14 protein-coding genes are annotated in these 13624 nt (G+C 64.8%); 8 read left to right on the forward strand and 6 right to left on the reverse strand.

The annotated features are described in order from the left end of the window. Positions 1 to 73 precede the first annotated feature (73 nt). Both H8S61_RS02345 and H8S61_RS02350 read left to right on the forward strand, forming a co-directional pair. The gene (locus H8S61_RS02345; protein WP_186937826.1) at positions 74 to 2590 is read left to right on the forward strand and encodes an excinuclease ABC subunit UvrA; all 2517 of its coding nucleotides are present in this window, start codon (positions 74 to 76) and stop codon (positions 2588 to 2590) included. Then, a complete protein-coding gene (locus tag H8S61_RS02350; RefSeq protein ID WP_186937827.1) occupies positions 2587 to 3204 on the forward strand; it encodes a GNAT family N-acetyltransferase in 618 nt (205 codons plus the stop codon). The genes H8S61_RS02345 and H8S61_RS02350 overlap by 4 nt, the downstream gene beginning before the upstream one ends. Positions 3205 to 3274: 70 nt before the next feature. Here H8S61_RS02350 and H8S61_RS02355 read toward each other — a convergent pair whose 3' ends face one another. After that, on the reverse strand, positions 3275 to 3601 hold the full coding sequence (locus H8S61_RS02355; protein ID WP_186937828.1) for a hypothetical protein: 327 nt from the start codon (positions 3599 to 3601) through the stop codon (positions 3275 to 3277). Beyond that, entirely contained in the window at positions 3594 to 4931 is a 1338-nt protein-coding gene (locus H8S61_RS02360; protein ID WP_186937829.1) for a Y-family DNA polymerase, read from the reverse strand. The genes H8S61_RS02355 and H8S61_RS02360 overlap by 8 nt, the downstream gene beginning before the upstream one ends. 257 nt (positions 4932 to 5188) lie before the next feature. Between H8S61_RS02360 and H8S61_RS02365 the strand changes: the two genes are divergently transcribed. The 4 genes from H8S61_RS02365 to H8S61_RS02380 all read left to right on the forward strand — a co-directional run bounded on the left by H8S61_RS02365 (position 5189) and on the right by H8S61_RS02380 (position 9327). Next, positions 5189 to 6280: an ornithine carbamoyltransferase gene (locus H8S61_RS02365; RefSeq protein WP_186937830.1), complete on the forward strand. Its 1092-nt coding sequence runs from the start codon at positions 5189 to 5191 to the stop codon at positions 6278 to 6280. 82 nt (positions 6281 to 6362) lie between these two features. Then, positions 6363 to 7559 (forward strand): agmatine deiminase family protein, encoded by a 1197-nt coding sequence (locus tag H8S61_RS02370; RefSeq protein ID WP_186937831.1) that lies wholly within the window; start codon positions 6363 to 6365, stop codon positions 7557 to 7559. 97 nt (positions 7560 to 7656) lie between these two features. After that, complete coding sequence (locus tag H8S61_RS02375; RefSeq protein ID WP_186937832.1) at positions 7657 to 7878, forward strand: hypothetical protein; 222 nt, start codon at positions 7657 to 7659, stop codon at positions 7876 to 7878. Between the two features lie 21 nt (positions 7879 to 7899). Then, a complete protein-coding gene (locus tag H8S61_RS02380; RefSeq protein ID WP_186937833.1) occupies positions 7900 to 9327 on the forward strand; it encodes a purine-cytosine permease family protein in 1428 nt (475 codons plus the stop codon). A 126-nt stretch (positions 9328 to 9453) separates the two neighbouring features. Here H8S61_RS02380 and H8S61_RS17675 read toward each other — a convergent pair whose 3' ends face one another. Continuing rightward, positions 9454 to 10269 carry a helix-turn-helix transcriptional regulator gene (locus tag H8S61_RS17675; RefSeq protein ID WP_186937834.1) on the reverse strand — a complete coding sequence of 272 codons (816 nt, stop codon included), beginning with the start codon at positions 10267 to 10269 and terminating at the stop codon, positions 9454 to 9456. Positions 10270 to 10328: 59 nt separating this feature from the next. On the opposite strand from H8S61_RS17675, the gene H8S61_RS17355 reads away from it, so the two are divergent. Together H8S61_RS17355 and H8S61_RS02390 are read left to right on the forward strand one after the other, a co-directional pair. After that, entirely contained in the window at positions 10329 to 10460 is a 132-nt protein-coding gene (locus H8S61_RS17355) for a hypothetical protein (protein WP_255466401.1), read from the forward strand. Between the two features lie 78 nt (positions 10461 to 10538). Beyond that, complete coding sequence (locus tag H8S61_RS02390; protein WP_255466402.1) at positions 10539 to 10730, forward strand: helix-turn-helix domain-containing protein; 192 nt, start codon at positions 10539 to 10541, stop codon at positions 10728 to 10730. Positions 10731 to 10838: 108 nt separating this feature from the next. Here H8S61_RS02390 and H8S61_RS02395 read toward each other — a convergent pair whose 3' ends face one another. The 3 genes from H8S61_RS02395 to H8S61_RS02405 all read right to left on the reverse strand — a co-directional run bounded on the left by H8S61_RS02395 (position 10839) and on the right by H8S61_RS02405 (position 13623). Then, entirely contained in the window at positions 10839 to 12131 is a 1293-nt protein-coding gene (locus H8S61_RS02395) for an MFS transporter (protein WP_186937835.1), read from the reverse strand. Between the two features lie 65 nt (positions 12132 to 12196). Further along, on the reverse strand, positions 12197 to 13039 hold the full coding sequence (locus H8S61_RS02400) for a DmsC/YnfH family molybdoenzyme membrane anchor subunit (RefSeq protein ID WP_186937836.1): 843 nt from the start codon (positions 13037 to 13039) through the stop codon (positions 12197 to 12199). Further along, positions 13015 to 13623, reverse strand: coding sequence for a 4Fe-4S dicluster domain-containing protein (locus H8S61_RS02405; protein WP_186937837.1), 609 nt, complete (start codon positions 13621 to 13623; stop codon positions 13015 to 13017). Before H8S61_RS02405 ends, H8S61_RS02400 begins: the two co-directional genes overlap by 25 nt. Between the last annotated feature and the right edge of the window lies 1 nt (position 13624).

Below are 13624 nucleotides of genomic sequence, written 5' to 3' on the forward strand. Positions count from 1 at the left end.
TGAGAACGGCGGCGGCGCACGGTGCAGTACCATGTCAAGGAAACCGTCGAGGAAAGCAGGCGAACCGACCGACATGGAACCCATCGCGCACACCCATGCGCCCGCGCCCGATCGCATCCAGGTGCGCGGCGCGCGCGTGCACAATCTGAAGAACGTCGACGTGGACATCCCGCTCGGCCGCCTCGTGGGCATCGCGGGCGTGTCGGGGTCGGGCAAGTCGTCGCTCGCCCTCGGCGTGCTGTACGCCGAGGGGTCGCGCCGCTACCTCGAGGCGCTGTCCACCTACACGCGCCGGCGCCTCACGCAGGCGGAACACGCCTCGGTGGACGAGGTGCTCTACGTGCCCGCCGCCCTCGCGCTGCACCAGCGCCCGAGCGTCCCCGGCGTGCGCAGCACCTTCGGCACCTCCACCGAGCTGCTGAACAGCCTCCGCCTGCTGTTCTCGCGCACGGGCAGCCACGTGTGCCCCAACGGCCACCGCGTGCCGCCTACGCTCAACGTGGCCGCCGAGCGGCCCATCACGTGCCCCGTCTGCGGCGTGGAGTTCTACGGCCCCGGCGCCGAGGAGCTGGCCTTCAACAGCGACGGGGCCTGCCCCGAGTGCGACGGCACGGGCATCGTGCGCACCGTGGACGAGGCGTCGCTCGTGCCCGACGAGAGCCTCACCATCGACGAGGGCGCCGTCGTGCCGTGGAGCACGCTCATGTGGGACCTCATGAAGCAGGTTGCGGCTGAGATGGGCGTGCGCACCGACGTCCCGTTCAACCAGCTCACGCCCGAGGAGCGCGACATCGTGTTCCACGGCCCCGCCGAGAAGAAGCACATCCTGTACAAGGCGAAGAAGACCGACGCCTTCGCCGAGCTGGACTTCACCTACTTCAACGCCGTCTACACCGTGGAGAACGCGCTGGCGAAGGTGAAGGACGAGAAGGGCTTGCGCCGCGTGGCCCGCTTCCTCAAGCAGGGCACCTGCCCCGTCTGCCACGGCACGCGCCTGTCCGAGCAGGCGCGCAAACCGCAGGTGGCGGGCATCAACCTGGCGCAAGCGTCGGAGATGACCCTCGAGGAGCTGGTCGCATGGGCAGACGCCGTGCCCGGCGGCCTCCCGCCCGAGATGCGGCGCATGGCGGCGAGCATCGTCGAGTCGTTCCAGCACACGGCGCGCCGCCTCGTCGACCTGGGGCTGGGCTACCTCGCGCTCGACCGCGCGGGCTCGACGCTGTCCACCGGCGAGCGCCAGCGCGTGCAGCTGGCCCGCGCCGTGCGCAACCGCACCACCGGCGTGCTGTACGTGCTGGACGAGCCGTCCATCGGCCTGCACCCGTCCAACATCGACGGGCTCATCGAGGTCATGCGCGACCTCATCGCCGACGGCAACTCCGTGGTCATGGTGGACCACGACGCGCACATCCTGCGCGCGGCGGACTGGCTGGTGGAGATGGGCCCGGGCGCGGGCGCCGACGGCGGGCGCGTCGTCGCGCAGGGGTCGCTGGCCGAGGTGGAGGCGAACCCTGCCTCGCTCATCGGCGGCTTCCTGTCGGGCGCGGAAACCGTGCGCGTGCGCGAGCGCATCCCCGCAGACGAGGTGTTCGCCCGCGGCCGCATCGAGCTGGCCACCGACGCGCTGCACACCGTGAAGCCGCTCGAGACGGCCATCCCGCGCGGCCGCCTGACCGCCGTCACCGGCGTGTCCGGCTCGGGCAAGACGACGCTCGTGCTGGAGAGCCTCATCCCGGCGCTGGCGGCGAACGCGAGCGGCAGCGCGCTCCCCTCCCACGTGAAGCGCGTCGAGGCCGCGGGCATCGAGCGGGCGAACCTCATCGACGCCACGCCCATCGGCTCGAACGTGCGCTCCACCGTGGCCACCTACGCCGGCGTGCACGACGAGCTGCGCCGCGCCTTCGCGCGCACGCTCGAGGCGAAGGCGGCCGGGTTGAAGGCGGGCGATTTCTCCTACAACACCGGCAAGCTGCGCTGCCCCGTCTGCGACGGCACGGGCTCCATCAGCCTGGACGTGCAGTTCCTGCCCGACGTGGACATCGTCTGCCCCGCGTGCGGCGGCTCGCGTTACGCGCCCGAGGCCGATCTCGTCCATCGGCCGGGCGCCGGTTGCGACGACCCCGGCTGCACGCTGCCCCAGCTCATGTCCATGACGGTGGACGAGGCGCGCACGCCCGCCTCCGACCTGAAGAAGGTGCGCGCCCGCCTGGACACGCTGCACGACCTGGGGCTGGGCTATCTCACCCTCGGCGAGGCCACGCCGGCGCTGTCGGGCGGCGAGGCGCAGCGCCTCAAGCTGGCCAGCGAGATGGGGCGCACGCAGGACAACGCCGTGTTCGTGTTCGACGAGCCCACCATCGGCTTGCATCCGCTCGACGTGCGCACCCTGCTGCGCGTGTTCGAGAACCTCGTCGCCCACGGCGCCACCGTGGTGGTCATCGAGCACGACCTCGACGTCATCGCGAACGCCGACTACGTGGTGGACCTCGGCCCCGGCGGCGGCGAGTCCGGCGGCCGCATCGTCGCCGTCGGCACCCCCGCCGAGATAGCCGAGAACCCCGAAAGCATCACCGGGAGGTACCTGGCATGAGGCCCGAAACCGCATCCTCGAACCCGCTCAACACGCCCGACCTGGAAACGGAGCGGCTTCGCCTGAGGCGCTTTGACGAGGAGGATCTCGACGACCTCTTCGCCATCTACGCCGACGAGACGACGAACACCTTCCTCCCCTGGTTCCCCGTGAAGTCGCTGGAGGAGGCGCGCGCGGTGTTCGAGGAACGCTACGCGAGCGTCTATCGGCAGCCCCGCGGCTATGCCTATGCCGTCTGCCTGAAAGACGGCGGCGCGCCCATCGGTTACGTGCATGCCAGCTTGGGCGAAAGCCACGACCTCGGCTACGGCCTGCGCTCCTCATTCTGGCACCAGGGCATCGCCACCGAAGCGTGCGCCGTCGTCCTCGAGCGGCTGCGAGCCGACGGCGTGCCCTTCGTCACCGCCACGCATGACGTGCGAAACCCGCGCAGCGGCGAAGTGATGAAGCGCCTCGGCATGAGCTACCGCTACACCTACGAAGAGCAATGGCAGCCGAAGAACCGCACGGTGGTGTTCAGGCTCTACCAGCTCGACCTCGACGGCAACGACGCCCGCACGTATCTGCGCTACTGGAACGACGCCCTCGCTCGCTTCGTGGAGCCGAGCGTCTGAGAGACTACGGCGCCCTGCGGGCGCCTCCGCTCAGACGCTCGGACCTCTTGCGCGTCGGCGGCGGTTCGGCCTAGAGCGCATCCCCGTCGATCTCCGCGATATCGTCGAAGGGGATGCGGGTGCGGACGACGGTGATGGTGCGGCCGGCGAGGTCGATGTCGCTGACGAGGCCGCGCGCGGTCACGTACGCCTCGCCGTCGTGGTAGACGACGCTCGCCATCGTCCGGCGTTCCACCTGCGCGAGGCGCTGCGACAGCTCGAGCGCCTCCTCTTCGGTCAGCTCGCGCTTCGGCTCCACCACGCGCTCGCGCTCGCGAATGAGGTCGTAGTAGCCCTTGAGCGCGGCGAAGGGCATGAACTGCTGCGCGCGGTCGGCGCGGGGGCGGCGCTCAGGCATGATGGCCTCCGATCTGCTCGTTGCGCTCGCGCGCCGTGGCCTTCTCCTTCAAGCTGGTCCCGCGCAGAAGCGCGTTCTTGCCGAAGCGGTCCTTCACGGCCAGCACGGCCCGCTGCAGCCGGCGCTCCTCGGCTTCCGCCTCCACGTCCGCGAACAGGTCCATGGTGGCGAACTCCTCGGGAAGCACGCCGCCGAAGCCCACGTTGATGCGGCGGATGGGCGCGTCGGCGCGCGTCGTCTCCTCGAACAGCTCGAGGAACCGCGGCATGAGCTTCGAGTAGAGGTTCGTGCGATCCGCCTGCTTGCGCGTGCCGCCGGTATGCGCGCCCCCGCGCCGGCCGCTCGCGGGCCGCCTGCCGTGCCCGCCGTCGAAGAACGCGCCGTCCGCTTCGCCCGCGCGCTCCCCCGGATCCTTCGCGTAGCCCACGTACAGGGAGATGGACGCCGCCACGAGGCGCTTGTCCACGAGGTCGAGCACGAGCTGGTCCACCATCTCCTTGAGCACGTCCTTCGCCTCGTCGTAGGAATAGTCGCACGGCAGCACCTGGCCGTTTCCCAGAGAATGCCCGCCGGGCTCGTAGGCGTGGATGTCGGCGATGGTGCAGGGCTCCACGCCGTGGGCGTGGTCGATCAGGTACTCCGCGTTCACGCCGAACTCGCGGTAGAGCGTGCTCTCGCTCATCTCGCACACCCCGCGCAGGTCGTACACGGCGTACTTCGCCAGCCGCTTAGCGATGCCGGGGCCGATGTTCCAAATGTCGGTGATGGGCCGGTGGGTTTGGATCGAGCGCTCGAATTCGGCCTGGTCGAGGTAGCCGATGCGGTCCTCGGCGTGCTTCGCCGTGATGTCGAGCGCCACCTTGGCGAGGAACAGGTTCGACCCCACGCCCGCCGTGGCGCACACGCCCGTCTCGGCCAGCACCGCGTCCATGAGCATGACGGCGAACTGCCGGGCGCTCATCCGGTACAGCGCGAGGTACGGCGTCGCGTCGATGAAGCACTCGTCGATGGAGTACGCGTGGACGTCCTCGGGCGACACGTAGCGCAGGTAGATCGAGTAGATGTCGGCCGACACCTCCATGTAGCGCTGCATGCGCGGCTTCGCCATGACGTAGTCCACGCCCGCGGGGATCTCGAACACGCGGCAGCGGCTCGAGAGGCCGAGCGCCTTCATCGACGGCGTGATGGCCAGGCAGATGGTCTTCTCCGTACGCTCGGGATCGGCCACGACGAGGTTCGCGGCGAGCGGGTCGAGCCCGCGGTCGACGCACTCGACGCTCGCGTAGAAGCTCTTCAAGTCGATGCACACGTACGTGCGCTCCTTCGCCACCGTCGCCTCCTCGTTTCACGACAACCAAAACACTTGTTCGTACAGTATAGCGCTTTTCCACGCCGATCCGACGCGGATCTCACGCGGTTCGCCCGCCGTCGCGCACGCCGAACGCGCGGTAACACCCCATCGTACCGATGCCCTCACCTTCGAAATGGCTCCGAGGGGTCATTGAGGGTTACTCCCGCTCGTCCATACACTTCTTACCCAATGGAGCCCGAGAGGCGGTGTTCCGCGAAGTCTAAGGAGTGATGGAAGTGAAGCACGAACACTACATGGACATGAATCGTTTGAGCGACTGGAGCGTCGAGCAGATCAACGAGTTGCTCGACACCTGTCTGCTGCTCAAGGAAATGGAAGAGAAAGGCGTGCGCCTCCCCCTTCTCAAGGACGTCTCCCTTGCGATGATGTTCGACCAGCAGTCTACCCGCACTCGCGTGAGCTTCGAGACCGCGATGACCCAGTTCGGCGGGCATGCCATGTTCCTCGGTGGCAGCTCTCTGCACTCAGGCTCCGGTCAGGAGGACATCGCCGAGACCGCGGCCATCATCTCGAGCATGGCAGACGCCATCATGATCCGCAGCAAGAGCCAGCGCGTCATCGACGAGGTCGTGGCAAACTCCACCGTCCCCGTCATTTCCGGCATGAGCTGCAACGATTTCCGCGCCGACGGCTTTGGTAGCCAGGAGCAGCACCATCCGACGCAGGTCATCGCCGACCTCATCACGATGATCGAGCGCAAGCCTCAAGGAAAGAAGCTCTCCGACTGCACCTTCATGTGGCTCGGCGACGGTGCCGACGGTTTCGACTGCGTCTTCATGGACCATCTCTCGCTCTTCCCCCGTCTGGGCATCCGCGTCATCTGCGCGGGTCCCAAGAAATTCTGGCCGAGCGAGGATCTTCTCGAGCAGTGCCGCAAGCAGGCCGCCGAGGACGGCAACGGAGAAATCATCTGCATCGAGGACCCGATCGAGTACGCCCCGGAAACGGACTTCTTCTACACCGGCGTCGTGAACTACCACAAGGAAGGCGTGAGCGAGGAAGAAGCCTTCGACGTCTTCTATCCGAAGTACCAGATCAACGAAGAGCTCCTGTCCCATGCTCCGAAGAGCGCGTGGGTCATGCATTACCTGCCCGGAAACCGCAACTGGGAGATGACCGACGCGGTTTGGGACGGGCCCCAGTCCGCTCTGCTTCCGCTGGGCGAGAACCGACTCTACGCGCAGCGCGGCATCCTGGTCTACATCCTGTGGCCTCTGCGTCGCAACACGAGCGAGGCTCTCGAGAACCACTATCAGGGCAAGGTCGAAGACCTGCTCACCCCCCGTATTCACAACTACGACTTCTAGAACCCGCCAACGAGCCGCAGCCCCGCAAGCGAGCTGCGGCTCGTTTTCCGCAATCATGCAATGCGATTAGGAGGTAGATCGAATGAATCAGATCACCGAATCCATGTCTCATCCCAAAGCCGACGGCTTTTTCATGCCCGCCGAGTTCGCCCCGCAGGATCGCGTCTGGATGGGCTGGCCCAACCGTCCCGACACGTTCGCCTTCGGCGCCGTCCCCGCCCAGCGCACCTACGCAGGCATTGCGCATGCGATCTCCCGGTTCACGCCCGTCGTGATGTGCTGCAACGAGGCCGACTACGCCAACTGCACGGCGGTGTTCAAGGACAACGAGCGCGTGAAGGTGCTGGAGATGAGCATCAACGACGCCTGGTTCCGCGACACCGGCGCCACCTTCCTCGTCGACGGCAAGGGCGGCAAGGCCGCGACCGACTGGCACTTCAACGCCTACGGCGGCCTGGTGGACGGCCTGTACTTCCCCTGGGACAAGGACGCTGAGATCGCCCGGAAGATGGCCGACTACGTTGGCGTGCGCACCTATCGGCCCGACCATGTGATCCTCGAAGGCGGCTCGATCACCGTTGACGGCGAGGGCACGCTCGTCGTCACCGAATCCTGCTTGCTGTCCGCCGGCAGGACCGCCTGCGCCCTGGTCGCCGACGAGCCCGATGCGGGCGACTGGCCGCAGTACGCGCGCACGTACGCGCCGTTCAGCGACGAGCTGCGCGACTACATGACCGCCGAGCTCGAGAAGTATCTCGGGATCGACAAGGTGATCTGGGTCAAGGAGGGCATCGACCCGGACGTGACCAATGGGCATATCGACGACTGCGCGACGTTCATCGCGCCCGGTGTGATGGCCTGCATCTGGACGGACGATCCCGACTACCCCTTCTACCGGCAATGCCACGAGATCTACGAGACGCTTTCCAACGCCACCGACGCAAAAGGACGCAAGCTCAAGGTCTACAAGCTGCCCATGCCCGAGAAGCCCTGCTATATGTCCGAAGCGGAGGCTGCCTCCATCGACCTCGTCAACCCGCGAACCGCGCAGGACGAGCCTCAGATCGCCTCGTACATGAACTACCTGGTGACCAACCACGGCTGCATCGTGCCGCAGTACGGCGACGCCAACGACGCGCGCGCCGTAGAGACGCTCCAGAGCATCTACGACGAGACGTGGGGCGCGGGCGTATTCGAGTGCGTCGGCGTGGACTCCCGCCAAGTCGTCTACGGCGGAGGCAACATTCATTGCATCACGCAGCAGGAGCCTTCGGCGTAACGACCTGGTCAGCAATCGAAAAATTGGAGAGCGCGGGCTCCGGGCGCAGGGGCTGGGGCCCGTGCATCCTTTTTGAAACGTCCTAGGAGGAGCTGTCATGAGCGATGTAGAGGAAATCAGATCCGAAATCGGGGGTCATACGAACTTCGACGAAGAGCACGAAGGCGAACTGTTCGAACGCATCGCGAAAATAGAGCGAGCGGAACGCGAAGGAACGCTTGTTGCAGGGCTGAACAAGACCGACAACGTGCTTATCGCCGCGATGTTCGTCGTACTCGGGGTGTTGCCAGTGCTCTGGTATGCGGTCCTGTATTTTTAAGGGGTTTTAAGGAGGTGCAGTATGGCTGGAACAGATGTCAATAACGAGGCTCAAAGCGAGTCGATGCCCGTTCTCAAGAGCGAGCGCATTTACGGTTTCAAAGATCAAACGGTCGTCATCACCGGCTTTGCCTGTGCAGCGTGGTGCTTCATCACGGGCGGTACGCTCGCCACGTACGTGGGGGTGCAAACGGCACTCGTTGCCTCCATTGCGGGCAACATCGTGGCGGTGCTGCTCATGTCTCTGGCAACGCAGGTGATCTCTTCGAAATACGGCGTGGACGCCTTTACCTCGGTCCGAGGCGTGCTCGGCGGGAAGGGCACGAAGGTGTTCCTGGTGCTGATGTCCGTCTTCGTTATCGCGTGGCTCATCATCTTGTGCATGATGGTCGCCAAAGCGGTGGCGAACATCGTATTGGGATTCAGCGGGATAGACATCGGAACGGGATTGCCGGTGGTTATCCTGTCGATGGTGGCTGGCGCAGTCTGCTGGATGGTTGCTTGGAAGGGCCCGGTGCTCTTGAAGAAGATGAACACCATCGTGGCTCCCATTTTCATTATCATCCTGCTGTTTCTTGCGGTGGTTATCAGCGCGAACTATGGTTGGGACACCGTCCTGGCCGCTCAGCCCCTCGCGCCGTTCGATAGCGAGTGGCTCAATTTCCTCATCGCGTTCGAGCTGAGCCTTGGCGCCGGATTCTCGTGGTGGCCGAACATGGGCGGTCTGGCTAAGCTGTGCAAGACCACGAGGGCGGCGTTTTGGCCCAACATTATCGGCCTGGTGTTCGCGGCGACTTTGGGCACCGTCATGGGCGTTGCTGCGGCGCTGCTCATCGGAGCCACCGACCCGACCGCATGGATGATTCCCATGGGCGGCCTGGCGCTCGGCACGATCGCGTTGCTGCTGGTGATAAGCGCCGATATCACCGCATGCTCCGTCATGCTCTACAACCTGGGTATCGGCTTGAAACAGGTGAAGGGCTTCCTGAAGCTCTCCTGGGGCAAGGTGACGGGGCTCATCATCATCGTTGCCTTCATCGGCATGATTTGGGCAGAAGACCTGTACGCGAACTTCTATATCATTTTGGGCATTTCCAGCATGACGTGCGCGCCCATCTCGATTATGCAGCTGGTCGACTACTACCTTTTCAGGAAGAAGCATATATCGATCCGCGACGCGTACAACAACGCCCGCGGTTCGAAGTATTACTTCTGGGGCGGTTTCAACTGGGTTGCGATCGGGGTTTTCATTGCGTCGATTGTTCTGTATCTGCAGATATTCGACCCCTTCATGTGCGTACCGCATCCGCTCTTCCCATACTGCACCGCCACCATCGCCGTATGCGTCTTCACCTTCGTGGCGTACTACGTGTTGGGAAAGCTGTTGTTGGTGAATAAAGGCGTCGGCGGTTTTCCCGATCCCAAGGAAGAGGACGAGAACATCGACTAGGCGGGAGCTTTGACCTGATATGCCCAGCGCCTTATAGGTGCAGCGGATGCCAACACGCGTTGTTGGCATCCGCTTTTTGCCGAGAATCGCATGGGCCGATGGCAACCCGCAGCCCGCGCCCGAAACCTACGCCGTGGGGCTTCCGAGGCTGTGCAAAGCCGCGCCGGCCTGCCCCAGCGTGGCAAAGAACTGCTGCGCGTTGGAGACGTCCATCTTTCGGTAAATGTTGGCCATGTGGTGCTTGAGGGTGTTCCCGCTGATGCAGAGCTCGTCTGCGATGCTCGCCCGCGAGAACCCTCGTATCAGAAGACATACGATTTCCCACTCTCGATGCGTGAAGGAAAAGGCGGATGCGATGGGGTCGATGCTGGCGTCCACCATGGAACGGCTGATCCCGTGGGGGTACGTCAGCGCGAACCGGTTGCACAGATGCTGGTTGACCTCGTCGAGCGCGCGCACCTCCTTGTCGGTGAAATCGCCGCGCTCCTTCGAGCGCATGAGCGATATGGTGCCGTAGATAATGTCGTTGGCGGCGATGCAGGCGATCGCCGTGTAGAAGACCCCCATCCGGCTTTCCCACTCCGTGTGGATCCGGGAACGCTCGATAACCTCGGGGTACACCAGGTCTGTGGCGCGAAGCGTTGCGGGCTGCCGCTGGTTGTAGAACCAGGAAAGAAAATCGATTTTGCAATAGCGGTTCGCGTAGAGCGACAGCAGCTCCTCGTCCGTGTCGTTGCTCAGGTAGTTGAAGGTGCTTCCGACCAAATCCCTCTCATCGTTGAAACTCGTGAAGGAATGATCGAACGGGATGATTTTCCTCAGGTCATCGCAGCAGGCGAGGAGAAGGTTGTCTATCGGCTGGCTGTAAATCTTGAGGATGAGGCCGTTCGTCTTCGCTCGGACGTCGTCGAACTCCGGATCGATCCCCATCTGCTCGTCCACTTTTCCTCCTCCGAACGGAGATTACTTCCTGAGCCGAAATCGAACGACGTCCACCCCGCATGGCCTTCGAAGGCTTCCGCGCGCTTGCCTGCCTCGAACAGCAGATCGCCGCGCGCCTCTATCCACCGCTGACGGCTTTCCTCTTCGCAGCCGTGCCCCTCTTCTCGAAGAACGTTCTTCTGTTCTGTTGATATTGAATTCAATATCAACAGAACAATATTACCACATAGCCTTTACCCATTATGGATATAAATGAACGCAAGGTAAAATTGGGCCTGAAAATACGGCAAGCACGGGTAGCCCAAGGACTTTCGCAGCGACGTTTTGCCTTGATGGTCGGTCTTGGACAGGCTTATTTGAGCGATGTGGAAAGCGGCCAGTGCAATATCGGTTTCGAAAATCTATGCAAAATAGCTGACGGGCTCGACATCAACCTCATCGAATTGGTCGAAGGCTTGTAGACAACAGCCCTTCAAGTCGCATGCTGCAATCATGAAAACGCATTTCGATTTTTCCTCATGACCGGGAACGAGCAGGTCGTAGCACCGTCTATGCAAACCTACCCGTCCCTAGCGCTTCTTGGGAAACGGGACCAGCAACGACGCGACGCCGCCGACGACGGCGACGGCGGCGACCGCCAAGAACATGGGCGCGTACGTCCCGATCGCGTCGAACACGGCACCGGCGATGAGGGGCACCAGCGCGGAGAACACCGACAGGAGGAGGAGCACCATGCCCATGATCTTCGGGAAGTCCTCGATGCCGAAGTAGTTCGCGAAGGCGGTGGGCATGACGCTCGTGTTGCCGCCGAATCCGATGCCCAACAGGATGTAGTACGCGTACAGGACGACCGCGCCGCCCGGCGCGCACATGAACGCCAGGAACGCGCCGACCGCCGCGAGCAGGGCGCAAACGCCCAGGATGCGCGCGGGCTCGATGCGGTCGGCGAGCGGGGCGATGACCAGGTTTACCGCAACGGCGGCGACGCCCTGCACCGCGACCGCGCCCGCGATGACGCCGACGTCCAGCCCCAGGCCCGAGAAGTAGAGCACGCCGGAGGACACCGCCAGGTTGAGCGCCACGAACACGCTGAACGACCCGAGCCAGATCAGCCAGAACGGAAGGCTGCGCATGGCCTCCTTGCTCGTCTTGGGCCGCGCGGTCTTGTACACCTTCGAGGCCCTCGACGCCGCCCGCGCCGCCTCGGTCCGCTGCGCGCCCGTATCGGCTGCGGCGTCGACGGGAAGCGCGCCGTCGGGAACCTGTCCCACGTCCTCGGGCTTGTCCTTCATGAGGGCGAACGCGATGACGAGCGCGACGACCGCCATCGCCGAGATGAGGTAGAACCCGTTGCGCCAGTTGCCGGCCTCCCCCATCGCCGCGGTCGTGACGAGCGGGAACGCGAAGGCCACGAGGCCGCCCAGACCCATCGTCACGGCCATGGCCAAGCCGCGTTTCTGCACGAACCAGCTGCCGACCGTCGTCTGCGTGGCGATCTGGCCGCCGAGCGTGCACGAGAAGCTCAAGAGCACGCCGAACAGCACCACGTAGGCAACCGTGCTCGCGCCGGCGAACAGCCCCATGAGCACGCCGGTCGCGACGATGAGCACCGAGCTGGCGATGAAGGCCTTCCGCGCGCCGTACTGCGCGATGAACTTGCCGATGAGCGGCCCCGGCAAGCCCTGCATGAGGATGAACACGGTGAAGCCGAGCCCGATCATGCTGCGGTTCATGGCGACGGTCGGATCGACGGCCATCGCCGGAATGGCCAGCTGGGCGGCGGCCAAGCCGAAGTTGCCCAGCAACGCGTAGAGCAGGCCGGTCGCCACGACGACGCGCCAGCCGATGAACTTCTTCTCCATACGACTCCCCTTCGGTAAGCGCGGGCGTCCCGCAGCGCAGGCCCGCCCGCGATGGGTTTTCCCGCCTACATATCGAGATTGAGGTCGACCGGGTACATAGGGAACATCTTCACTTTGAGGGCCCCCTTGAAGAACAGCACCGTCCACGCCACGATGCCGCACGCCGACGCGGCGAGCGCCGCGAAGGCGGCGACCGCGGACGAAAGCGCGACGGCCGCCGCGAGGGCGACGGCCGTCAGCACGACCCCGCACGCGATCCAGGCGCGGTACGGCGCGCGGTACGGCTCCTCGCTCGCCCGCACGTCCACGCCGTAGCCCACATGCCGCATGCGCGCCACGTAGGCGAACTGGACGGCGATGCACGCGGCCGTCAGCAGCGCGGCCGCAGCCGAGGGTGCCACGGGAGCTCCGCCGCCGGCGAGCAGGCAGATCGCAAGCGTGGCGATCCCTCCCGCCTCGGCGGCCGTCAGCAAGAACAGCCCCAGCACGAAGCCGGTGTTCCATGCGGGGCGCGAGCCCATCTGGTAGGCCAGCCCCGTGCACGCCAGGAACGCCAGCGAGAGCGCGGCGGCGACGGCGGCGAGCACGATTCCCGCCCCGCCCAGGTCGTAGAGGATGCCGTTCAACCCGCAGGCCAGAAGCGCGATGCCGAGAAACGGCGTGAGCAGCGCCTCCTGCGTCAGATGCGACTTGAAATTCGAGAACGCGTTGAAGAAGCGCGACGGCGTCTGCAGGTGGAAGATGGAGGCGATGCCGCCGACGCCGAGCAACGCGAGCGTCGCCAGCGCCACCAAGTTGAGCGGCAGCCCCAGCCCGAAGCAGAGGTCGGCCAAGAACGCGCAGAGGAACATGCCCAGGCCGACGCGCTGGCAGACGGTGGATATTACGAGCGGCCAATGGATTTGCATAGCGTCTCAGCTCCTTTCCGGGGCACGAGGTAGACGACGGAGGGCTTGTTCCCGAACTCGGGATGCACGCGGTAGACGCGCTCCCCGTTCGCCGAGAGCACCCGCGACACGGGGCTGTCGGGATCGTTCAGGTCGCCGACCGTGCGGCATCCGGTGGTGCAGGTGTAGGCGCACGCCGGCTGCTCGCCCCGCTCCAGCTTGTGGACGCACAGGATGCACTTCTCCACCGTCTTGGTTCTCGGGTTGAGCGTGCGGGCCTCGTACGGGCACGCCCAGATGCAGTACTGGCATCCGAAGCATTTGCCCGCATCGACCAGCACGATGCCGTCGTCGGTCTGGTAGGTCGCCTTCGTGGGGCACACGGCGATGCAGCTGGGGTTCTCGCAGTGCATGCACTGGTTGGGGAAGTAGAACATCTCGAGCTGGTCGGGGTATTTCCCAATCGGCCCCATGCGGTACACCCGGTTCCAGAACACGCCGAGGTCGACGTCGTTCTCCATCTTGCACGCCACCGCGCACGCCTGGCAGCCCGTGCATTTATCGAGGTCGATGACCATGCCCCAATGGCGCTTCGCTTCCGCCATG

Origin of the sequence: Eggerthella hominis, assembly GCF_014287365.1 — a bacterium.
Taxonomy (GTDB): domain Bacteria; phylum Actinomycetota; class Coriobacteriia; order Coriobacteriales; family Eggerthellaceae; genus Eggerthella; species Eggerthella guodeyinii.